Raw genomic sequence first — 23,770 nt, 5'->3', positions numbered from 1 at the left:
AAACAGCGATCGCCTCCATCCTGGCAGGCATTGCTGGATCAAAGCTGATAATCAGATGAGAATTGCCGAAGCAGAAGTGGTGAACTGGATCGAAAATCCTACAACCATCCTGGGCGATCGGCTCGGAACTCCTGGTTCTTCAGGTAAGCTAGGATACTGTTTTCATGATCGCTCATGCCTTGCGCCCGCGAGAAGTCGCTGCCTGCGGAAGTCTGTAGTTCGCCGATGGAAATAAATTTCGGCAAAAAAAAGAGACCATAACGGTCTCGTTTACCTCAGTGGAGTCTTCAACTCGGAAACCAAAAGCTTGATCATGCTGGCGGGCAATGGGTTACAACCCGACCAATAGCCTCACTTCTATAGCGATTTCCATAGCCAAAACCTAAAAGATAGCTGGGAAGGGCGATCGCCCCTAGGCCAGTCCAGTATTCGAGCCAGGCTTACCCGTTGCCAGCTCAACCTTCACAATCTTGCCGCCCATTTTCTGAATGCGCTGCTGCTCCCGGAACCAGCTATCGTAGGGAACCAGCTTGGTGAAATAGGTATTTTGCAGTTCGCGCTGGGTGCGAATCCGGGTCTGGCTGGGAACGCAAGCCGTAATCTTGAACATCCGCATGGGTTACATCTCCTAACCGGAAAGAAGCAACGAAATAGATTAGCCGCACCTGTTTAAAAGTGCCCGTTCTGAGTAGGCAGAACGTTGAGGAAAAAGTCGATTGATATCAACCCCAAAAATTCTTAAATGCTGGGAGCCTAGCGTTAATCTCAAACCCTCGGAGCCGCCTCTTTAGAGAAAAAGCCTGCGATCGCCTGAAACCAACACCAAAACTCCCAGCCAAAAGTTACCAAATTCAAAAGCGTAAACCGTGAAGCTCGAACCCTTTCAATTCAGACTTCTTGTTTGCGCTTTCATCCTTGGAGCCTAGCTCAAGCCGGAGCAGATGTAGTCGAAGTACACGCCCATTTCCTTGCCAGCGTCAGCACCCACCAAGCTGGCGGTCACTTCTTTCATGGCTTGGATTGCTTGCACCGTCGCAGCCACAGGCACGCCCAGCGAGTTGTAGGTTTCCTTCAAACCGTTAAGCACGCGCTCATCCAGGATGGAGGGGTCACCCGCCAGCATGGCGTAGGTGGCGTAGCGGAGGTAGTAGTCGAGGTCGCGGATGCAAGCTGCATAGCGACGGGTGGTGTACATGTTGCCGCCGGGACGGGTGATGTCCGAGTACAGCAGGGACTTGGCAACTGCTTCCTTCACGATGGCAGCAGCGTTGGCGCTGATGGTGGTGGCGGCGCGGACGCGCAGTTCACCCGTGGAGAAGTAGCCCTTCAGCTTTTCCAGAGCAGCAGTATCCAGGTATTTGCCCTGAACGTCAGAAGAATTAATAACAGAAGTAATTGCGTCTTGCATGGTCTCGCTTCCTTAAAAAGTGAATCTTGATGCATTCAGGCAACAGTTGAGGGCAAAACCCTACTGCATTGCGCCGATAACGTAGTCGAAGTAAGCGCCAGCTTCAGCCGCATCTTCGCCAGACATCATGGACGTTGCCACGCTCTTCATTGCGCGAACGCCTTCTGCCACTGCTTCGATGGGAGTACCCAGAGACTTGTACATCTCACGCACACCCACGATGCCGATTTCTTCGATGGGGGTGACATCGCCTGCAACCACACCGTAGGTCACCAGACGCAGGTAGTAGTCGAGGTCACGCAGGCAAGTAGCGGTCATTTCTTCGCCATAAGCGTTACCACCGGGAGAAACCACGTCGGGACGCTTTTGGAACAGTTGGTCACCCGCTTGCTTTACAATCCGCTCGCGAGAGTCGGTCAGCACTTGGGCAATCCGCAGACGCTTTTCACCAGAGGTGACAAAGCCTTTGATCCGGTCTAGTTCACCCGGGCTGAGATAGCGAGCCTCAGCATCGGCATTCACGATTGACTTCGTGACAATACTCATTGATGGATTCCTCCGAAAAGCAAAATGTAACCAGATGTGTCTAAACTGGCGTTCATGTCTGAACGACTGAGCCGCTAGCCAGATAACCTCTAGAGCGCCGCACAGGAAATCCTATGCAGGAAAACCCATGAGAAAATCTCTGAGAAGGCTCGCTAAACAAACTCAACTGAATCCATAAAGTTCATACAGTTGAGCCTTTTGCGGACTGGCATAGTAACTTTCCATACTCTACCCCTAGTGCTACTCCTCCACACGAGTGTGACCAGAAGTACATAAGGGTTGAGGCTCAGCTACCTTCCGCAAACATTTTGCGGCATCAGGTTGTCATTCTTAGTTTTGTTGCAACATTTTGTAATCTTCTTCCTCAGGATTGACAGAAGTGCCGCCATTCTGCTGTTTGGGTCTTGCGTCATCGTTTGGTTAAATAGGCAACAGATCACGCCCAATTTTTGGTAGTCTAGTTCCTTATTGGGTTGAGAAAAGTAGCTTGCATTCTAGGTCGTGAGTGAATTCTCGCTTGCGTGATTTGGAGTTGTAGTGACTACCGATTTCAGCCTCGATGTTGGGTCAAGCAGAGGGTGAATAGTGGACATCCAAATTGGTAAGGGTAAATCTGCCCGCAGAGCCTACGGTATCGACGAAATTGCACTGGTTCCAGGTTCGCGCACGCTCGACCCATCTCTCGCCGATACCCGCTGGACAATCGGCGGCATTGAGCGGGAAATTCCGATTATTGCCAGCGCAATGGACGGGGTAGTGGATGTGCGGATGGCGGTAGCGCTGAGCGAACTGGGCGCGCTGGGCGTGTTGAACCTGGAGGGCGTGCAGACGCGCTACGATGATCCAAATGCCGTCCTAGATCGAATTGCATCGGTGGAAAAGCACGAGTTTGTGCCGCTGATGCAGGAGCTATACGCAGAGCCGATTAAACCAGCGCTAATTGAGCGGCGGATTCAGGAAATTAAGCAGCAGGGTGGGATTGCGGCGGTGAGCGCGACTCCGGCGGGTGCGTCTCGGTTTGGGCAGACCGTGGCCAAGGCCGGCGCAGACCTGTTTTTCGTGCAGGCGACGGTGGTATCAACGGCGCATCTGTCGCCGGAGTCGATCACGCCGCTAGATTTGGCGGACTTTTGTCAGGAAATGCCGATTCCGGTGATTTTGGGAAATTGCGTGACCTACGACGTGGCGCTGAATTTGATGAAAGCGGGCGCATCGGGCGTGCTAGTGGGCATTGGGCCGGGCGCAGCCTGTACCTCTCGTGGGGTGTTGGGGGTGGGTGTGCCCCAGGCGACGGCGATCGCCGACTGCGCGGCTGCCCGCGACGACTATCATCGTGAAACCGGAAACTACGTGCCAATCATTGCGGATGGGGGTCTGATTACGGGCGGCGATATCTGCAAGTGCATCGCCTGTGGTGCAGATGGCGTAATGATTGGGTCGCCCTTCGCTCGTGCGGCCGAAGCGCCCGGTCGTGGCTATCACTGGGGCATGGCAACGCCCAGTCCTGTGCTGCCTCGCGGAACCCGCATTCGCGTGGGGACGACGGGGACGCTGCGCGAGATTTTGCGCGGGCCGGCCAAGCTGGATGACGGTACACACAATTTTTTGGGTGCGCTGCAAACCAGCATGGGCACGCTGGGTGCAAAGGACATTCGGGAGATGCAGCAGGTCGAGGTGATTATCGCGCCGTCGCTGCTTACAGAGGGCAAGGTCTATCAAAAGGCTCAACAGCTTGGCATGGGTAAATAAGCCTAGATGGGTAGATAAACCTATTCGTCAAGTAACAATCTGATAAATTTTTCCCCTAGATGGGGCGATCGCCCCATATCCTCCAGTCCAGTCCTTTACAATAGGTGTAGCGGAGACGCATGTTTCCGTTCACTCCTCACACCACACTCCGCCTGGGCATCCGTGTTCAGGCGGTTCTTATTGCAGGTTTTTCCCTTATTTTGAGAGAACTTTGGGCGATTTTTAAGACTATTTGAACTTGTTGAACTTGCACTGAGGGCGATCGCCCTCTTTCAGAAACGTTCAGAGATAGTACTTTCAGAGACGCTACTTTCAGAGACATTACTGAGAGCAACCTGTTCCACACTCCATCAAAACTTAAAATCTCTGCCTGAGTCGAATTGAATCAAGCAGAGATTTTTTGCAGTATGGCAGGGTTTTAGTACCCAATCTCAGGCAATCTCAGGATTGTTACCTTCTACATCATGCCCATGCCGCCCATACCGCCCATACCGCCCATGCCGCCCATGTCGCCGCCGGGAGCGGGAGCCGCAGGTTCAGGCTTTTCGACCACCAGTGCTTCCGTCGTCAGCACCATTGCCGCCACCGAGGCCGCATCCTGCAAGCCAGAGCGCACGACCTTCGCCGGATCGAGAATCCCTGCCGCGATTAGGTCTTCATAGGAATCGGTGAGCGCGTTGTAGCCCTTGCCAAACTCCATCGCTCGCACTCGTTCCACCACGACCGAGCCTTCGACTCCGGCATTGTCGGCAATCTGGCGCAGCGGGGCTTCCAGCGCTTTCATGATGATGTTGGCTCCGATTTGCTCCTCTGCCGAGAGCGTATCTTTGAAGTCGGCCAGCTTTTTGCTCAGGTGCAGCAGCGTGGAACCGCCACCGGGCACAATGCCTTCCGCCAGCGCGGCTTTCGTCGCGTTCAGTGCGTCTTCGATCCGCAGCTTTTTGTCCTTCAGTTCCGTCTCGGTGGCTGCGCCGACCTTAATCACGGCCACACCGCCCGTCAGCTTGGCCAGGCGCTCTTGCAGTTTCTCGGAGTCGTATTCTGAATCCGTTTCGCTAAGCTCCTTGCGGATTTGAGCAATGCGCTTGTCCAGAGCCACCTTATCGGGGGCTTCGGCAACCAGTGTGGTGGTGTCTTTCGTAATGGTGACCTTGCGGGCGTTGCCCAGCATTTCCAGCGTGGCGGTGTCCAGGCTGAGGCCAATTTCCTCCGCAATCATCTGGCCGCCCGTCAGCACGGCAATATCTTGCAGCACGGCTTTGCGGCGATCGCCAAAGCTCGGAGCCTTCACCGCAACCACGTTCAGCACGCCTCGCAGACGGTTGACCACCAGCGTTGCCAGAGCTTCGCCTTCGATATCTTCAGCGATGATCAGCAGCGGCTGTCCGGCCCGGGCAATCTTCTCCAGAACGGGCACCAGTTCACCAATCGAGCCAATTTTCTGCGTGGTGATTAGAATCGCAACATTCTCCATCTCGCAGATCATCCGCTCCGCATCGGTGACAAAGTAGGGCGAGATGTAGCCGCGATCGAACTGCATCCCTTCCACAACTTCCAGTTCTGTGGTCAGAGACTTGGATTCCTCCACGGTGATCACGCCATCGCGGCCGACTTTCTCAACGGCTTCGGCAATGATTGCGCCAACCTCTTCATCACTCCCTGCGGAAACCGTGGCCACTTGGGCGATCGCATTTCCTTCAATCGGCTTGGCGACGGCTTCGATTTCATCCACCAGTTTGGCCACTGCTTTTTCAATGCCGCGACGCAGACTGATGGGGTTCGTCCCAGCCGCCACATTCTTCAGCCCCTCGTGGATGATGGCCTGGGCCAGCACCGTGGCAGTGGTCGTGCCATCACCCGCCAAATCTTTTGTTTTGGAGGCAACTTCACGAATCAACTGCGCCCCCGTGTTTTCTAGCGGATCTTCTAGCTCGATCTCTTTGGCAATCGTGATGCCGTCGTTGACAATCTGCGGCGCACCAAACTTTTTCTCCAGCAGCACGTTGCGTCCCTTCGGCCCGAGCGTCACGCGCACCGCATTGGCGATCGCATTCACGCCGCGCTCTAGCGCCTGCCGAGACTCTTCCTCAAACACAATGATCTTAGACATACCTTTGTTTTCGTTAAGCGCTCCTTCCAGAATTTAGCACTCTAATGGAGGAGATTGCTAAATCTCTAGCGGCGATCGCCCATTGCAATCCTTCTCTGGCCAGACGGTAACCAATAACCAGCTTTGCTATGCTAGATAGCTTGCCGTTTGCATTCATGCATCTTCGGATTGATCGGGAGGAGATTGCCTGTGAACCGTCGCGCCATCCGCCCTACCGCCCTCACCCCCAGACTGCTGACCCTAGTGCTAGTGGCGCTGATGCTGGGGCTTCTCTTCCGCGTCGTCAACATTGACAAAAAGGTGTATTGGCACGACGAAGTGTATACCTCAATGGAAATGACCGCCCAGCGGCGCTCGGAGGTCGTCGAGCAGCTCTTCACCGGGCGCATCGTCAGCCGCGATGAGCTGCAAGCCTTTCAGCGGTTTCGCCCAGAGCGCGGCTTGGGGCAACTGTTAACTTCCTTGGGACAGGAAGACCCCCAGCATCCGCCCCTGTACTACATTCTTGGGCGATTTTGGGTGCAGCTATTTGGCGATTCGGTGCTGGCGCTGCGGAGTCTGGCGGTTGTCTTTGGATTACTGATGCTGGTCTGCGCCTACTGGCTCTGCATGGAGCTATTTCAGGCTCCGGCGATCGCCCTGATGACGGTCGGCCTGCTGGCCATCTCGCCCTACCATGTCCTCTATGCCCAAGAATCGCGAGAATACAGCCTGTGGGCGGCGCTAATCCTGACCTCCAGTGCGCTGCTGCTGCGGGCGCTGCGGCTGGGCACCTGGCCCCACTGGGCGCTCTATGCGCTGAGCCTCACAGCAGGACTCTACACGTTTTTGTTCACGGGTTTGGTAGGCATTGCCCACGGCGTATACGTGCTGCTGAATGGCGGTATCTCACGCAAGTGGGAAAAATGGCGCATGACTCGTGCTGGCACCGCATACCTGGGATGGTCGTGTGTGGCGATCGCCGCCTTTGCGCCCTGGCTCTATTTCCTAGTGAAATATCGTGACGTTTTAAGCAACACCACGGGATGGGCAAGAGAATCGCTGCCGCTGTGGGTGATGGTGAAAGCATCGGCGCTCAACTTCAGCCGCATCTTCATGGACTTTGACTGGAATCCTGACACCTTTGCGCTCTGGTGGCTCTGTATTCCGCTGCTGATTTTGGAAATATTTGCGCTGCTATTTATCCAGCGAAATGCGCCGCGCCATGTTTGGACCTTTGTGTGGACCCTGGCTCTGATTCCTGTGTTGATTTTGGCGCTGCCGGATCTAATTTTGGGCGGACAGCGATCGATTGTCGGGCGATATCTTGTGCCCAGTTTTCTAGGATTGCACCTAGCAGTGGGCTATCTTCTAACGATGAAAATTGAGGTTTTTGGGGCAAAAAATCGCAAATTCTGGCAGGCGATCGCCCTTTCGCTATTCTTCCTGGGCTTCCTGTCTAATGTCATTAGCTCCCAGGCAGAAACCTGGTGGAATAAGGGGATTAGCTACCACATTCCGGCGATCGCCCAAACGCTGAATGAGGCAAATCAACCCATCGTGATTAGCGATGACTTTGGGATCAATATCGGTAATCTAATCGCCCTCAGCTATCGCACAAACGAGACCGTCCAGTTCTACTTGCTAAACCACGAAGCCGAAGCAAACGTACCACCAGAGCAGTTTCCTGATGGCTCCGATGTCTTCGTGTTCCACATGCCAGAAGCCGAGCGAAATCAGATCCAACAATCTCTCGGAAAGCCTTTAAGTGAAGTGGGTTGGTATCTTTGGAAAGTCGAGCAGTGAAAGTTTTTATCAAGTTTTTACCCAAAAAATCAAAGATTAGAATCCTGAACTCTAGTCCGAAGGATTGATAGATTCGCTATCAGCAAAGAAACCGATTTTTGAAATTTATTTTTGCTGTCAAACCCGTTTTAGGTCTTCGGTTGGTGTTTTTGGATTTGGGTAAATCCGATCAACCAAGCGGGGCGATCGCATGTTTAGAAAACTAGAAAATGCGGCTTTGGACGTTAAGGGTGATTACGTCCGGCTTAAACCTGACTCGATTCGTGATCAAAAAAACCTGCGGGGTTTGCAATGTATTTGCAATTTATAAGTTTTTCCTATTGGATGCATCAGCAAATTGTTTTACATTTATTTGCAAAACAGTGAGTAAATACTTTTTTTGATGCTATCGCTCGTAAATAAATATCTCAGCTTGTTTATCAATTTGTATCACTTGCAGCGTGAAGCCTCCATTTGACAAGCGTTTTCTGGTAAAACGACAGATGTAACACTTTTTAAGCGGTCACGGTTTAGCGCTCTCCTGGCCCACTGCGGCAGCCTAATACTGCTGTCTGCTGTTCTATGTTGTCCAGAGTTTCGGAGCCTACCCTGTTCCGCCCATAGCCAAAGCTGATTGCAAAACCTGTTTGAGAGGAGCCGACCTGCATGTTCACTCACGTCAAGCCCACGGTCAGACACATTGTTCCCGACAATCTCAACGGGCGTGCGCTGATCAAGGTGGTCTATGTCGTGCTAGAGCCGCAATATCAAAGCGCCCTGTCTGCGGCGGTGCGTTCGATTAATGAGAGCAATCCCGACGTGGCAATCGAGATTAGCGGCTACTTGCTAGAAGAGTTACGTAGCACTGAGAACTACGAAGCCCTGCAAAAAGACGTTTCAGAAGCGAATATCTTTATCGGCTCGCTGATTTTCATTGAGGAGCTAGCAGAAAAGGTGGTGGCTGCGGTACAGCCCGTGCGCGATCGCCTCGATGCCGCCATCGTCTTCCCCTCCATGCCCCAAGTAATGCGGCTAAACAAGCTGGGCAGCTTCTCCATGTCGCAACTGGGGCAGTCCAAAAGCGTCATCGGCGAATTTATGAAGAAGCGCCGCCAGAAGCAGGGCGCAGGCTTTGAAGACGCGATGCTGAAGCTGCTAAACACCCTGCCCAAGGTGCTGAAGTATCTGCCGATGGACAAGGCGCAGGATGCCCGGAACTTTATGCTCAGCTTTCAATACTGGCTGGGCGGCTCGTCCGAAAATCTGGAAAACTTCCTGCTGATGCTAATCGACCGCTATTGCGACGTGCAGGCGCTGAAATCTGCGACGCTGCAATATCGCGATCCGGTCACCTATCCCGACATGGGCATTTGGCACCCGCTCGCACCTCAGATGTTTGAGGACCTCAAAGAATACCTCAACTGGCATGGCTCTCGGCGAGACATTGGCGCAGATATGAAAGATCCCCTCGCGCCGACAGTGGGGCTGGTGCTGCAACGGACGCACCTGGTGACGGGCGACGACGCGCACTATGTGGCCATGGTGCAGGAACTCGAAAGCATGGGCGCACGGGTAATTTCTGTGTTTGCGGGCGGGTTGGACTTCTCAAAACCTGTGGACAGCTACTTCTATGACCCGCTGACGAAGCAGCCCATTGTGGACGTGGTGGTATCGCTGACAGGCTTTGCGCTGGTGGGCGGCCCGGCGCGGCAGGATCACCCCAAAGCAATTGACTCGCTGAAGCGGCTGAATCGTCCCTACATGGTGGCGCTGCCGCTGGTGTTCCAGACGACGGAAGAATGGCAAGACAGCGACCTGGGGCTGCATCCCATCCAGGTAGCGCTGCAAATTGCAATTCCTGAACTGGACGGCGCAATCGAGCCGATTATTGTATCGGGTCGCGATGGCGCAACGGGTAAGGCGATCGCCCTGCAAGACCGGATCGAGGCGATCGCCCAGCGAGCCATGAAGTGGGCAAACCTGCGCCGCAAGCCCCGTCTGCAAAAGCGGGTCGCCATCACTGTGTTTAGCTTCCCGCCGGACAAGGGCAACGTTGGCACGGCAGCTTATCTGGACGTATTCGGCTCTATCTATGAAGTGATGAAGGCGCTGAAGACCAACGGCTATGACGTTGAGGAACTGCCGGAGTCTGCCGAAGCGCTGATGCAGGCGGTGATTCACGATGCCCAGGCACAATACGCCAGTCCCGAACTCAACATTGCCTACCGCATGTCGGTTCAGGAATACGAGCAGCTCACGCCCTATTCCACTCGTCTGGAAGCAAGCTGGGGGCCGCCGCCTGGCCACCTGAACACCGACGGTCAAAACCTGCTGGTGTTTGGCAAGTCCTTTGGCAATGTGTTTATCGGCGTGCAGCCCACCTTCGGCTATGAGGGCGACCCCATGCGGCTGCTGTTCTCCCGTTCTGCCAGCCCGCACCACGGCTTCGCTGCCTACTACACCTACCTGGAGAAAATCTGGAAAGCCGACGCGGTGCTGCACTTTGGCACCCACGGGTCGCTGGAATTCATGCCCGGTAAGCAAATGGGCATGTCCAACGAGTGCTATCCCGACAGCCTGATTGGCACGATTCCCAACCTCTATTACTACGCGGCGAATAATCCGTCGGAGGCGACGATTGCCAAGCGTCGCGGCTATGCCGAAACCATCAGCTACCTGACTCCGCCAGCGGAGAATGCGGGGCTATATAAAGGACTGAAGGAACTCAGCGAACTGATCGCGTCTTACCAAACCCTGAAGGATTCGGGACGCGGCGCATCCATCGTCAACGCAGTGGTGGAGAAGTGTCGCCAGGTCAATCTAGATAAGGACATCGTGTTGCCGGATGGCGACGCTGGCGACCTGTCGGCAGAAGACCGCGACACGCTGATCGGCAAGGTCTACATCAAGCTCATGGAGATTGAGTCGCGCCTGTTGCCCTGCGGTCTGCACGTCATCGGCAAGCCCCCGACCGCAGAAGAGGCGATCGCCACGCTGGTCAACATCGCAGGACTCGATCGCCCCGAAGACGGTATTAAGAGTCTCCAGCGGATTATCGCCGAGAGCTTGGGGCGCGATATCGACGAGGTGTACAAAGGGAGCGATCGCGGCGTTTTGACCGACGTGCAGTTGCTCTACGACATCACCCAGGCGGTTCGCAAAGCCGTCGCTGCAATGGTGCAGGAGCAAATCGACGCGGATGGGCGCGTGTCTCTCGTCACCAAGCTCAACTTCTTTAACTTGGGTAAGAAAGAACCCTGGATCGAAGCGCTGGCAGAGGCGGGCTATCCCAAGGTCAACGCCGACGATATCAAGCCGCTGTTTGAATATCTGGAATTCTGCCTGAAGCAGGTCGTGGCGGACAACGAACTGGGCGCACTGCTGCAAGCGCTGGAGGGCGAGTACGTCCTGCCTGGCCCCGGCGGCGACCCGATTCGCAACCCCGATGTGCTGCCTACCGGTAAAAACATCCACGCCCTCGATCCGCAGTCGATTCCCACCCTGGCGGCGGTGCAGTCGGCCCAGATTGTGGTCGATCGCCTTTTGGCCCGGCAAAAAGCGGAGACAGGCACTTATCCTGAAACCATCGCCTTTGTTCTCTGGGGCACAGACAACATCAAGACCTATGGCGAATCGCTGGCCCAGGTGATGCTGCTGGTGGGCGTGCGTCCGGTTCCCGATGCGCTGGGCCGGGTGAACAAGCTGGAACTGATTCCGCTGGAGGAACTGGGCCGCCCCCGTGTAGACGTGGTGGTGAACTGCTCTGGCGTGTTCCGTGACCTGTTCATCAACCAGATGAATCTGCTGGATCGCGCGATTAAAATGGCGGCCGAAGCGGATGAACCAGTCGAGATGAACTACGTGCGTAAGCACGCCATCGAGCAGGCCAAAGAGTTGGGCGTAGACGTGCGTCAGGCTGCAACTCGCGTGTTCTCCAACGCATCCGGTTCCTATTCCTCCAACGTGAATCTGGCGGTGGAAAATAGCACCTGGGAAAGCGAGGCCGAGCTTCAGGATATGTACCTGTCGCGCAAGGGCTTCTCGTTCAATTCCGACAATCCGGGCGTGATGGACGATTCGCGCCAGATTTTTGAAACCGCGCTGAAGACGGTAGATGTGACGTTCCAAAATCTGGATTCTTCGGAAATCTCGCTGACGGACGTGTCCCACTACTTCGACTCGGACCCGACAAAGGTCGTGTCTCGTCTGCGGAAAGACGGTAAGCAGCCCGCCGCCTACATTGCCGACACCACCACGGCCAACGCTCAGGTGCGAACCCTGTCGGAAACCGTCCGGCTGGATGCCCGCACCAAGCTGCTGAATCCCAAGTGGTACGAGGGAATGCTGTCCCACGGCTATGAGGGCGTGCGGGAACTGTCGAAGCGACTCGTGAACACGATGGGATGGTCGGCAACGGCGGGCGCAGTGGATAACTGGGTCTACGAAGACGTGAACACCACGTTTATCCAAGACGAGGAAATGCAGAAGCGCCTGCTAAACCTGAACCCCAACTCCTTCCGCAAGATCGTCGGCACGCTGCTGGAGGTCAACGGTCGCGGCTATTGGGAAACCAGCGAAGAAAACCTAGAGCGCCTGCGCCAGCTTTATCAGGAAGTAGAAGACCGGATTGAAGGGATTGAGTAGTCCGTTCTCCGGCGCTTCGCTTGCGGCGTTATGTAGGCGTTATATAAATGCCGCACATAAATGCGGCGTAACCTAGATACGACGTAACCTAGAAATCCCCTGCCTCTTGGAACGATGCCAGAAGCAGGGGATTTTGCTTGAACGGAGCGATCGCCCCGCCTAAACCAGCCAATCTAGACCAGGTAGACCAAGCGCGATCGCCCTTTTTCCTCGGTTAAGGCTACAGCCTAACGACGGCGGCCGGGGCGGCGACCCCCTTCATCATTGCTGCCGCCGCGAGGACGCGAGTTTCCAGGGTCGCAGCCCTCTGGCCCATTGCCAATGCCCTGATTGCAATTGCTGCGGCGACGACCCCGACGATCGTCATCATCGTCGTCGTCATCATCATCGTCGTCCCAGCCATAGCTCCAGTCATCATCATCGTCATCGTCGTCGCAGGCAGCACTACAGTAGCTATAGTTGCCATCGGAGCCAATCAGCACGATGGAACCGCTCGACGTACCGATGCGCTCGTATTCGCGGATCAGTTGGGCCACTTCGTAAACCGTTGTGGTGCTGACATCAACAACCCTAAAGCTGCTGCCTGGAAAAGAGATGAGAGCAGGAGCCAGCGCCGAGCGAAATACGGAAATGGTGCGGCTGACCAAGGAGAAGTTGCCCGTTTGGAACGAGCTAGTGTAGGTGCAGGTCACAGGCGGGTTGGGCAGCCCGCGCACTGCAAACAAGCGCGTGTCGATTCCCTGGGTGCTGGGCAAGAAGGTGACGCGGCTTTCCTCGTAGCGGCTGCTGCTGATGCGCGTAAAGTAGTCATACACCGTTGCGCCCCGGTCGATAGACCCGTTGCGATCGCCATCAATTCCATAGACTGTCCGCACAATCCGCACGTCTGACCGCTGGCTCGGCAGCACCAAGCTGACGGCTGTAAAATCCGACAGCAGTTCAAACTCGCTATAGCCAATGAACTGGTTTTGCGGCGTGTAGAGGCGCACCACGACGCGATCGCCCCGCCGCAGCCCGCGCATAAACTGGGCCCGCTGGTTCATGCGATAGCGGAAATCCCCTAGCAGCCGCTCCTCCCGATAGCCGCGCCGCGTTCTCGACTTCACCGACAGCCGCGCAATCACCTCTGGATACGTGACCTGAGATTGCAAAATCGCCAAACTAAAGTTGCCATGCTCATGACGACGACCATGACCCGGTGTAGGACGGGGGCGCGGACCTCTAGCTTCCCGTGGGTCTGGGCGGCGGCTCGGCGGCGTAGGGCGGGGGCGGCCCGGGCCGCGGTCGTTAACGGTTTCGGTAATCACCGTCTCGCGGACAATCACGACCTGACCGCTTTCCACTTGGGCTACAGTCGTCTGGGGCAGCGAGGCGTAGGTCTGGGTCGATTCCCAGGAAACCTGCTGGTTGCGGCGGCTTTGCACGTCGTAGCTGACTCGCGCAATGGAGCGGAATTCCAGCGTGTTCAGGTTGACCGATCGCCCAAGCTGAGCCTGCAAATCGCTCCAGCGGATGAACTCTGGCGGCAGGGTCAGCCGGCCGCTGGGGCTAGCAATCAGCCGTGCGCCTCGCGTGGTGTAGACCTGCTGCCAGCGGCCGTTGACCCGCGCAAAGATTTGATACACCACGTTGGCGTAGGTGGTCACGGGCTTGTCCAGCACGTCTAGCTGCAAAACAATCCCTGCCAGATCCTGGCGGCTGTCCAACACGCGAGCAACCGTCAGGGCTGCCTCCCATCCCTGCTGGCGCTGGCTCACGCGCACTGGGGCATCGGAACGGGTTTGGGCGTGCAGCAAGGGGGCGTGCCCGCTTACCATCAGCATGGCCGACAGTAGGGCGATCGCCAGCCTGCGGGCAGATCCGCGAGTTAGCGCCAGTGCGGGTAGCGAGAGATGAGGCTTGACTGGTTTCGTCATCGTGAAATTCCTTTGGAATTTAGTAAAGGTGAACGAACGGAATTGGCCCGGCGATCGCCATCTTGCAATCGAGAAACCGACTGGCAGGACAAAGGGCGATCGCGAGCGCTAGGAGATTCCCTGTTGCGCGGGGCTATGCTCGACCAGCCTGTTAGCTCAGAGCTGGGAGGCAGCCAGACGCGCTGCTAAAATCCTCAACGGCTAGAAATAGCGGATGCACCAGCAGGCGGCACCCCAGCACAGCACAGAGTCAGACTTCCCAAAAAATCACTGGAACTGTCTCTGTCTATTGCTTGCACCGGGTGCATACGGCCGTCGCCGCTATTTGTTTGCCATGACCACAAACTTTTTTCAAATGTTCCTGACGGATATATGAAGACTGCGTAAACCTCTAGGGGCAAATCTCAAACTTCGGCCAAGCAGCGCTTCTAGAGCTATGGTTTTTTGAGAGTTTTTTCGGAAATCTGCCCATACTAGGGATGGGGTGTCACTAGGCTCGTCCTCATATAACGCCCTATACAGAATGCTTGAGAGCGAGTGTCGCCGTGTTGCCGCCAGTTATTGATGAAGGAAATTTCTTTCCGTTCAAGTTTTGGTTTAAGGACAGCATTCAAGACGGGATGTACTATCGCAGCGAGTTGTACTACCGCCTGCAAACGGTCGATGCTCAGCAGCGATCGCGGCTTTATCACTTTGCCTGCCGTCTTGCCCAGCGCGAGGCGGTCGTGGTGACGGCAAACCAGCGGTCGTGCAGTTTGTGGATCAACCTCCGCAGCAGCCTGGCCCGCGACGATCGGGCGATCGCTCAACTGCTGGATGAATTAGCGGAAACTCTAGCCCGCCCCAACTATGTACCGCCCTCGTTCAACGGGCGATCGCCCTTCGAGCCGGAGTAGCTGCAATCCTCCAGATTCAACCCAAACCCCGATTCATATCAAAACCCCGATTCATGCCAAAATACAGACAGGTTAAGAACTGTTAAGTCTACTCAGCTTTCTGAACACAGTCTGAATCTGGTTTTTCTAGCACGATCCTATGGCATTTCTGCATGTGCCCCCCACTTGGCGGCTGTCCGAAAACGCAGTGACGGCTGAATCGGTGTTTCTGAACCGACGACGATTTCTGAAAACGATGATCGGCGGCGGCCTTGCAATGGCGACCCTGCCGCTGGCGGGCTGCCAAACGGCCAAGGCTCCTATTGCAGAGGAACTGACGGGTACAAAGCCACTGAGGGCGATCGCCAATCCCGCCTTTCAAGATGCAGGCCGCCCCGTCACAGGCGAAGTGCTGGCCGCCACCTACAACAACTTCTACGAGTTCGGCAGTTCCAAAGCAATCTGGCAAGCCGCTCAGGCCCTGCCCACCGATCCCTGGACGCTAGAAGTCACGGGTCAGGTCAACAATCCCAAAACCTATGACCTAGACGACCTGCTCACCCGCTTTCCCCTGGAAGAACGCATCTACCGATTTCGCTGCGTCGAAGCCTGGGCGATGGTCGTCCCGTGGCTTGGCTTTCCCATGAACGCCCTGCTGCAAGACGTAGACCCCAAATCTTCGGCAAAATTTGTCCGCTTTACGTCCTATTTCGACCCTGCCGTAACCAAAGGCCCCAGCTTTCCGCCCGCCCGCTTTCTGCCCTTTCCCTACACCGAAGGGCTGCGGATCGAGGAAATGGCCAACGACCTCGCCTTCTTTGCTGTCGGCATCTACGGACACACGCTGCCCAAGCAGCACGGCGCACCCATCCGCATGGTCATCCCGTGGAAATATGGCTTCAAGGGTGCAAAATCCCTCGTCAAAATCGAGTTTTTGGACACGCAGCCCGCCACGTACTGGAACACCCTCAGCCCCAACGAATACAAGTTTGAAGCGAACGTGGAGCCAGACGTACCCCATCCCCGCTGGTCGCAGGCCAAAGAGCGGCTAATCGGCCCTGGCAATCAGTATTCCTGGGAAGAAGTGCCGACGCTGCTCTACAACGGCTATGGCGAGTTTGTGGCTGATCTCTACGCCTAGCCCCTAGCGAAAACGCTGGCAAGTTCTAGGAGGATGGCTTCCACTCACTGGATTAGACTGCGCTGGCAGAGCGGAGCGATCGCAGTTCAGACTCCAAGCTCGCAATCCGGGCTTCGAGCTGCTGATTTGTTTCCAGCAGTTTTTGCGACTGGCTGCTGAGGAACGGATCGCTCTCCCACCAGTTGATGCCAATTTCCTTTGCCTTATCCACCGAGGAAATCAGCAGGCGAATGCGAATGCTGAGCAGTTCCGTAGAACCCACGGAAACTGAGATGTCGCCTGCAATCACGATGCCTTTGTCCAGCACGCGCTCTAGCACGTCTGCCAGCGTCGAGCCTTGGGTAACAGTGGGAACGGGGCGGGTTGGTTGAGCAGTTGAGTAGGGCATAGTTGGGGGTTGGAAGGGAAAGGGGCAAGCGTCGGCAAGGGGTCAGGTTTGGATCGACAGTCTCCCGTATTCAGGGAGTGATTCAGGGAGCATTCAGGGAGCATTAAGAGGGTGTTTGAAAAGGTATCGCCTGTAATGTTAAGCACTCAGAGATCCCCCTAGCCCCCCTTAACAAGGGGGGAAACCGCCTTAAGGTCCCCCTTGTTAAGAGAGATTTAGGGGGATCTTGCACGCTTTGCTACAAACAGTAGGACTTTTCAAACATCCTCCAAGGGGGATTGATCCAACGGTGCAATTCCTGACCCAAACTCTGAGCTAAGCACGTTCTCCCTCACAGACGCGATAGGTATTAGCCCGGCCAGCACCGCCTCGATTGGTGACTAGACCCTTGTCGCGCAGGGCGTTGAGGGCGTTGATGGTCTGGAAGCGGGTGATGCCGAGGGCGGTTTCGATTTCCGAGGGGCGCACGTCGGGATGGCGCTGGAGATACTCGAAGATGTCGCGCTCGTAGGGAACCGCAGGAGGCTCAGGCTCTTCTTCGGGTTCGTCTGCCGCAGCGTCAGTGGAGGAGAGGGGCAGGGTGTTGAGCGGCAGCCGGACTTGGGCTTCGGGCTGGGGGGCGATCGCCGCTTGCGGGGCTGGCTGGGGAGTGGGTTGGGAGTCTGGCTCAACCTCAGTGACGCGCAGATCGACAGAGGATCGGGCAGCATCCGTATTCAACCGAATCATTTCGTTGAAAGTATCCCAGAGGATTTGGGTAGCTTCGGAGAGCGATCGCCCCGCGCGAGACAGCAGCACGTCCTGACAAATGTCGCGAAACTCCGCGTTTTCTGGCGTGGCAATAATTTCATGCTCTTGGCAAATCTTCGCCAAAATCAGGCAAGACCGCAGCCCCGACGAGGTTTCTGCGCCCGTCTTGGTACGAAACATCCGCACCAGTTGCACGATGATGCTGGCGCTTTCGCGATCGATGCCCGTTTTCTGCACCGCGATTTCCTGCTGCGTCAATTCATCCGGCTCTGGCATGTTGATCGTCACTAGGCGATCCAGCAGCGCATCCTGCGTCGCGTGAACGCCGCAATACTCCTCTGGGTTTGAGGTAAAAATGGCGCGAAACTGGGGATGCACACGGATGTATTCCGTGCGGTTGTGGCTAGGCGGCAGCACCAGCAGCTTTTCCTCCAGCGCCGACAGCAGCACGTTGTTGACCTCTGGGCGCGATCGGTTGAACTCGTCATAGACCAGCGTAAATCCTTCCCGGCAGGCCAGCGTCAGGCGGGCATCCACCCAGTTCTGCCGCAGTTCGTCTTCTACCTTCACCACGCTGTGGATGAAGTTGTCCACGACTTTTTTGCGGGTATAGCCAGACTGGTTGCCAATCAGGTCAGAGGTTTTGAACTCATCGTCGCCAAACAGCAGCATGATCGGTCGCGCAATCATGTCTGCCAAGTGCAGCGCCAGGGTCGTCTTGCCCGTGCCCGCCGGGCCGCGCAGATGAACAGAAAAGCCCGACTGCAAATAGCGCAGGGCGCGAGTGGCGACCCGTTCGACTGCGGGCGTACTGACAAATCGGCGGGGGCTGGCACGAAGAACGGTAGTCACGGCTGGTTTTCCTCTGATATGAAAATATGAAAAGGGCTATGAAACGGGCTTGCTGAACGGGCTTGCTGAGGGGTTGGGAGTCAGGCTTGCTCTTGCGCCAGGTAGAGGCGATCGCGCTGCACGATCAGCCCTTGCTTGATCAGCGATCGCAGCGTATCGACAGCCTGGAATCGGTTCATGCCGAGGGCAGATTCAATGTCCGTCAGCTTGGCCCCGTTGGACGACTTCACATAGTCATAGGTGGCCTGTTCCAGAGAAACTGCATCCTTAGCGGCGGGCTGGCTCCCGTTGCGGGTAGGCGCAGCGGGCGTAACCGTCACCGCTGGCACGGGCGCTGGCATGGGCGCTGGCACGGGCGCTGGCACGGCAGGCTGACTGTCAAGCGCGACGGAGGCGACGGGTTCGGCCACGGGGACTGCCGAGGGCTTGAAACCACGGGCGGGCGGTCTACTCGCAGGTGGTTTAGCTGACTTGGCAGGCGACGATTTGAGGCGAGCCACCGTGCGCGGGCGGGCGGCAGATGCTTTCGCGGTCGGGGCGGGCGCAGGCGTTGCCGCAGCAGGCGTTACCGGGGGAATCGCTTTGGCAGCGGGCTTTGCAGAGGCGGCCGATGCGGCTGGGGCTGCGGAAGTTGCGGCGGCGGATTTGCCCCAAACTTGCTGGTGCAACTGGGCCCGAAACTGGCGCAGCTCAGCCCGAAATATGCCCAACCGCTGCATCAGGTCTGCGGATTCGGATCGACGCTTGGCGCGGCTTTCGTTCAGCAAGGCTTGCACGTCCTGGGCCCGCTCCTGACGCTCCTGCGACAGATCACCCAAATATTGCTGCACATCCGCTTGCAAGGTTTCGACAAATTCGGTCAATGTTGCTACCCGCTCAGCGTGCATTGACTGCAAGTCTGCCCGCGCTTCGGCTCGCAGCATGGCCACATCTGTCGCCAGTGCGCCCAAGTCTTGCTGATAGCTGGCCCGCAGCGCAGCAACCGATTCGCGGAGTTCGTGATGAAACTGGTCTAGCTCTTGGAAAATCTGTTGCGACAAGAGCGATCGCTCTGCGGCGGTAATGTCGAGAAATTGAGCGGTTTGCGTCTGCAACTGCTGTCGAAACGCAGCCAACTGTGCCATTTGCTCCGCAGCCTGAAGCTGGCGCTGCTGAGCGAGGTCGGCAAGCTGGGCCTGAGTCACCTGCTGAAGCTGTTGGTGAAACTCAGCGCGATCGCGACGAAGTTGGGCAGAAACGGTCTGACGCAGGTGGCGAAAGGTGTCCAGCAGATGCTCAACCGCTTGTTGGCGCTGCTGCCTCTCGGCCTCCCATTGGTCTTTCAGAGCAACCACAAGATAACCTCCAAGTGATGCGGAAAGAGAAGCGGGGAGCCACAAGACTCCCCAAACATCTCCTGCTGGGTGGGAGCGCAAGCCTTAGCGAACTTGCCTGCCACAGGAGTTGGAATAGACACACCCAGCAGGGACGCAGATCAGCCTCTAGGCAGCGGGGACGGCGGCTTGGGTGGTCAGACCCACGGCTTCGGCGTACTTCAGGTAGGTTTCGACGGAGGCGATCACCACGCGGGCTTCGACGGCCAGCAGTTCGATACCCACCAAAGACACGCGAACCCAAGCATCAACCACGATCCCTTTGTCCAGGATGCGATCGACCACTTCTGCCAAGCTAGAGGAAGAATTCACTTTTTCAACTGCCATGATTAGTCACCTACAGATACTTGAGTGGATGAGAATTGAATCTGCCTGTTTTCCCCAAAAGCGGGACGGAGGCATCGGTTTCTTCGTACAGCATAGAGAGTGAAAATTGAAACGCTCCCAGCAAAATTGCGGAAAGTGTTTGGATTTTCAGTCCGCGTTTTTGATGCGGCAAAGTCCTGCTCCAGCCCAATCGAAGTGACTCCGGAAGACCCTTCATCAGACAGAATTTCTAACCCAGCGCAGGAGCTGAATAGCTTGCAGCCTTGCACTAGGTCGAGATGGTTCTATCGTTCCCAGCCAATGTTCATGACTAACAAGCGATCGCAAAATATCAGGAAAGGGCGATCGCCAAAGTGGCTCAATGTCCTTCAACGGTTCGATTCCAGCATTTCTGCGGGCTGCCCATTAAATATGAAGCTTTGTTTTAAAGGTTCCTCTCTGGACTGAAACATCGATTCTTTTCAATGGTTGGCTCGGTCAGAATTAATGTCCTAAATGCAGCGTTGGGATAGGAATAAAAAAGAGCTTGAATAAGCAAAAATACAATCGCTTTTCATTAAGAAATACGATATTCAGACATTTTTTCGTTCGGCTATTTCTGTCTGAAAGACTCTGAAATGGCTCCGTATGATTACGGAATCAAGGATTTATAAAACGTCATTTTCGCCGGACGTAATTACAAAATGAAAAAAGCTGCGATCGCAAGTCGAGTCGCTACACTCCACCGAACATTGCCGGACTGAGTGTGCCCTTATCCTCCAGCCTCTTCGGGTGTATACCAGTTCTGCAAGTTTGCCCTCATCCCCCAGCCCCTTCTCCTAAAACGGGAGAAAGGGAGCCGGATTGGAAGTCCCTCTCCCGCTGTGGGGCCCTCTCTCGCTGTGGGAGCGGGAGTTTAGGGTGAGGGTTACAGAAGCAGGATGCACCCTTTCAGACCAAGTTTGCCGATTTGCTGACAAAAGGTGCCATTCCTGATGCAATCCCTTTGGGGGCAAGCATCTGTGGGTATCGCCCACCTGCAATCTGCAAGGGGATCGGTTAGGCTGAAAAAGGGGCATCTCATGCGTTTACCGTTTATTTGATCCATATCTGACCAGTCCTAAGGGAGACCCTGAGCCACGTTGCCCAGGGTGGCTTTCCCAGACGGCTTTTATAACGGCTTTTACAAATGCGTTGCCCCTAAGCATTGAAGTCTATGGCGGATTTCTCCTCATCTGTCTCCCCTTCTGATAGTCTGCTGGCCCGCCTTATTCAACCTGACCTGACGCGCCACGTCGAATCTCTGTCGGACGACCAGTTTACCCAACTGCTCCAGCAGCTCACGCAAGAGTTTCAGTACTATCTGCGGGCGATCGCCCTGATTAACAACGATGCCCTCGAAACGCTGCTGGAACAAGTCCTAGAAGCGATCACCTTGAAGGTGGGGCAGGTGTTGCAGGCGGAGCGCACCACGATTTTTCTGGTGGACGTAGAGAAGGCGCAACTCTGGTCGAAGGTGGCTCAGGGCGACTGTTTCCAGGGGAACTCAGAGGGCGATCGCACGATCGAAATCCGCCTGCCGCTGAACGAGGGCATCGCAGGCTATGTTGCCACCACGGGCAAGAGTCTGAATATTTCCGATGCTTACCAGCATCCGCTGTTCAACCCCAGCATCGATCGGCAGACGGGCTATCGCACGCGCAATATTCTGTGTATGCCGATTTTCGACACGCAGGATCAGGTAGTGGCGATCGCCCAACTGCTGAATAAGCGAGGCACTCAGCCCTTCGACCCGCAGGACGAAGCCCACTTTCGCAACTTTGCTTACTCAATAGGGGTAATTCTGGAAAGCTGCAACTCGTTCTACATGGCGGCCCGCAACCAGCGCGGCGCAACGGCCCTGCTGAACGCCACCACGCTGCTGGCCCAAAGCCTGGATCTGGAAAAAACCCTCCAGGCAGTGATGGACGAAGCCCGTAAGCTCATGCGGGCCGACCGCAGCACGCTGTTTCTGCTCGATCGCGATCGCCACGAGCTATGGTCCAAAGTGCCCACTGCCGACCGCAAGCAACTGCTCGAAATTCGCATTCCCATGAACCGGGGCATCGTCGGCTTTGTTGCCAGCACCGGGCAGGTCGTCAATGTTGAGAATGCCTACGAAGACCCGCGCTTTGACCCCACCACCGATCGCCAGACCGGGTACAAGACCCGCACCATCCTCTCGATGCCTGTGTTCAACTCCGCAGGAAAGCTGATCGGCGTAACGCAGCTTATCAACAAATACCAGGGCAGTTTTACCCGCTCCGATGAAGAATTCATGCAGGCCTTCAACACCCAGGCCGGCATCGCGCTAGAAAATGCCCAACTGTTTGAGCGGGTGCTGCTGGAAAAGCAATATCAGAAAGACATCCTGCAAAGCCTGTCCGACGCGGTAATTTCCACGGACTTGCAGGGCAATGTTGTGACCATTAACGACGCGGCGCTGGCGCTATTGGGATGCTCGACAGGCGATGCCAGTGGTCAGGCTGACCTGTGGCGCGAGCAGTTGCTACATCGGCCGGTGTGGGAGGTGATTCCCATCGACAATCTGCAATTGCGCCTAAAAGACAGCTTGCAGTGCGGCGCTCGCCACTATGTCCCCGAACAAAGCCTGGAAGTGGGGCTATTGGAACTCCCTGAGGATTCGCCGCTTGACCCGACGGTTTCTCCCGCACTTTCGCTGCCACCGGGTCTCACCCATGCCCTAGTGGTGGGCGATCGCCAAACCCCAGACCAGTACCTACTGTGGAACGATCCCGCCACTCCGCTCACACCCGCGGCCGCAGGACTCGGCGTGGTGCCCTCGATCCGCCCCATCGAACACAGCGTCAACCTGACGGTGAACCCACTCACCAATCCCGATGGCAAGGTGCTGGGGGGACTGGTGGTGTTAGAAGACATTAGCCAGGAAAAGCGGATGAAGGCCACCATGTATCGCTACATGACACCGGGCGTGGCGGAACGAGTCATGGCGCTGGGCGACGATGCGCTGATGGTGGGCGAACGCAAGGACGTGACGATTCTGTTTTCCGACATTCGCGGCTACACCTCGCTCACCGAAAAGATGGAAGCGGCGGACGTGGTGACGCTGCTCAACGACTATTTTGAGACGATGGTGGAGGCGGTGTTTACCTACGAGGGAACACTGGACAAGTTCATTGGCGACGCGCTGATGGCCGTGTTTGGTGCGCCCCTGCCGCTGCCTAATCACCCCTGGATGGCAGTGCAATCGGCGCTGGACATGCGGCGACGGCTGAAGGAGTTTAACGAACACCGCCGTCTGGCAAACCAGCCCATCATCCGCATTGGCATCGGCATTAGCTCTGGCGAAGTGGTTTCCGGCAATATCGGCTCCCAAAAGCGGATGGACTATACCGTGATTGGCGATGGCGTAGACATTAGCGCCCGCCTCGAAGGCGTGACCAAAGAATACGGCTGCGACATTATCCTCAGCGAGTATACCTACAAGCTCTGCCGCGATCAGGTGTGGGTGCGGGAACTCGACCGTATTCGCGTCAAGGGCAAGACGATCCCAATCAATATCTACGAGCTAATTGGCGATCGCACGCACCCCCTTCCCCCAGAAACCGCTGCCTTTTTGAACCACTACGCCGCCGGACGCACCGCTTACAACCATCTGCGGTTTTATGAAGCGTTGCAGCACTTTGAACGGGCACAGGACATTAAGCCGGGCGATCGCGCTGTTCAGGTTCATCTAGAGCGGGCCCGCGAGTTTCTGCTCACCCCACCTGCCGACAACTGGGACGGCGTTCACACCATGACCACAAAGTGAAAGTGAGGGATGAAGTCTCCAAAGGGCAAAAAATCTGAAGGGCAGAAAAAATAGAAGCGCTGCATAACCCCGATGGTTACGCAGCGCTTTATTGAATCTAGGACTTACGCAGTTGG

General features: G+C 56.0%; 16 protein-coding genes. 7 read left to right on the top strand and 9 right to left on the bottom strand.

The features are described 5' to 3' along the window. Positions 1–412: 412 nt before the first annotated feature. From HNI00_RS05750 to apcA, 3 genes are all read right to left on the bottom strand, one after another. Entirely contained in the window at positions 413–616 is a 204-nt protein-coding gene (locus HNI00_RS05750; protein WP_068510880.1) for a phycobilisome linker polypeptide, read from the bottom strand. Positions 617–922: 306 nt separating this feature from the next. Then, entirely contained in the window at positions 923–1,408 is a 486-nt protein-coding gene (gene apcB, locus HNI00_RS05745; protein WP_172353678.1) for an allophycocyanin subunit beta, read from the bottom strand. Between the two features lie 60 nt (positions 1,409–1,468). Then, positions 1,469–1,954 carry an allophycocyanin subunit alpha gene (apcA, locus tag HNI00_RS05740; protein WP_277773014.1) on the bottom strand — a complete coding sequence of 162 codons (486 nt, stop codon included), beginning with the start codon at positions 1,952–1,954 and terminating at the stop codon, positions 1,469–1,471. A gap of 585 nt (positions 1,955–2,539) precedes the next feature. Between apcA and HNI00_RS05735 the strand changes: the two genes are divergently transcribed. Then, positions 2,540–3,703 carry a GuaB3 family IMP dehydrogenase-related protein gene (locus HNI00_RS05735; RefSeq protein WP_316791485.1) on the top strand — a complete coding sequence of 388 codons (1,164 nt, stop codon included), beginning with the start codon at positions 2,540–2,542 and terminating at the stop codon, positions 3,701–3,703. A 457-nt stretch (positions 3,704–4,160) separates the two neighbouring features. On the opposite strand, the gene groL is transcribed toward HNI00_RS05735, so the two are convergent. Then, positions 4,161–5,813 (bottom strand): chaperonin GroEL, encoded by a 1,653-nt coding sequence (groL, locus tag HNI00_RS05730; RefSeq protein ID WP_316791483.1) that lies wholly within the window; start codon positions 5,811–5,813, stop codon positions 4,161–4,163. A gap of 189 nt (positions 5,814–6,002) precedes the next feature. On the opposite strand from groL, the gene HNI00_RS05725 reads away from it, so the two are divergent. Together HNI00_RS05725 and HNI00_RS05720 are read left to right on the top strand one after the other, a co-directional pair. Next, entirely contained in the window at positions 6,003–7,598 is a 1,596-nt protein-coding gene (locus HNI00_RS05725; RefSeq protein WP_316791481.1) for a glycosyltransferase family 39 protein, read from the top strand. Between the two features lie 645 nt (positions 7,599–8,243). Next, positions 8,244–12,221 (top strand): magnesium chelatase subunit H, encoded by a 3,978-nt coding sequence (locus HNI00_RS05720; RefSeq protein WP_316791479.1) that lies wholly within the window; start codon positions 8,244–8,246, stop codon positions 12,219–12,221. A gap of 227 nt (positions 12,222–12,448) precedes the next feature. On the opposite strand, the gene HNI00_RS05715 is transcribed toward HNI00_RS05720, so the two are convergent. Beyond that, complete coding sequence (locus tag HNI00_RS05715) at positions 12,449–14,137, bottom strand: hypothetical protein (protein WP_316791477.1); 1,689 nt, start codon at positions 14,135–14,137, stop codon at positions 12,449–12,451. A 12-nt stretch (positions 14,138–14,149) separates the two neighbouring features. Between HNI00_RS05715 and HNI00_RS05710 the strand changes: the two genes are divergently transcribed. From HNI00_RS05710 to msrP, 3 genes are all read left to right on the top strand, one after another. After that, positions 14,150–14,326 (top strand): hypothetical protein, encoded by a 177-nt coding sequence (locus HNI00_RS05710; RefSeq protein ID WP_316791475.1) that lies wholly within the window; start codon positions 14,150–14,152, stop codon positions 14,324–14,326. 356 nt (positions 14,327–14,682) lie between these two features. Further along, the gene (locus HNI00_RS05705) at positions 14,683–15,033 is read left to right on the top strand and encodes a hypothetical protein (protein ID WP_316791473.1); all 351 of its coding nucleotides are present in this window, start codon (positions 14,683–14,685) and stop codon (positions 15,031–15,033) included. Positions 15,034–15,172: 139 nt separating this feature from the next. Beyond that, complete coding sequence (gene msrP, locus HNI00_RS05700; RefSeq protein ID WP_316791471.1) at positions 15,173–16,153, top strand: protein-methionine-sulfoxide reductase catalytic subunit MsrP; 981 nt, start codon at positions 15,173–15,175, stop codon at positions 16,151–16,153. A gap of 52 nt (positions 16,154–16,205) precedes the next feature. Here msrP and HNI00_RS05695 read toward each other — a convergent pair whose 3' ends face one another. The 4 genes from HNI00_RS05695 to gvpA all read right to left on the bottom strand — a co-directional run bounded on the left by HNI00_RS05695 (position 16,206) and on the right by gvpA (position 19,843). After that, positions 16,206–16,541, bottom strand: coding sequence for a gas vesicle protein (locus HNI00_RS05695; protein WP_277773020.1), 336 nt, complete (start codon positions 16,539–16,541; stop codon positions 16,206–16,208). Between the two features lie 315 nt (positions 16,542–16,856). Beyond that, complete coding sequence (gvpN, locus tag HNI00_RS05690; RefSeq protein ID WP_316791465.1) at positions 16,857–18,143, bottom strand: gas vesicle protein GvpN; 1,287 nt, start codon at positions 18,141–18,143, stop codon at positions 16,857–16,859. Between the two features lie 80 nt (positions 18,144–18,223). Then, entirely contained in the window at positions 18,224–19,477 is a 1,254-nt protein-coding gene (locus tag HNI00_RS05685) for a coiled-coil domain-containing protein (RefSeq protein ID WP_316791463.1), read from the bottom strand. 147 nt (positions 19,478–19,624) lie between these two features. Further along, complete coding sequence (gene gvpA, locus HNI00_RS05680; protein WP_068510916.1) at positions 19,625–19,843, bottom strand: gas vesicle structural protein GvpA; 219 nt, start codon at positions 19,841–19,843, stop codon at positions 19,625–19,627. A 1,195-nt stretch (positions 19,844–21,038) separates the two neighbouring features. Between gvpA and HNI00_RS05675 the strand changes: the two genes are divergently transcribed. Next, a complete protein-coding gene (locus HNI00_RS05675; protein ID WP_316791460.1) occupies positions 21,039–23,654 on the top strand; it encodes a GAF domain-containing protein in 2,616 nt (871 codons plus the stop codon). The last annotated feature ends 116 nt before the right edge of the window (positions 23,655–23,770 follow it).

Origin of the sequence: Thermoleptolyngbya oregonensis NK1-22, assembly GCF_032705245.1 — a bacterium.
Classification (GTDB): Bacteria; Cyanobacteriota; Cyanobacteriia; order Elainellales; family Elainellaceae; genus Thermoleptolyngbya; species Thermoleptolyngbya sichuanensis.
Note: the sequence above shows the minus strand (reverse complement) of the source record. Positions and strands in the feature narration are given on the sequence as shown.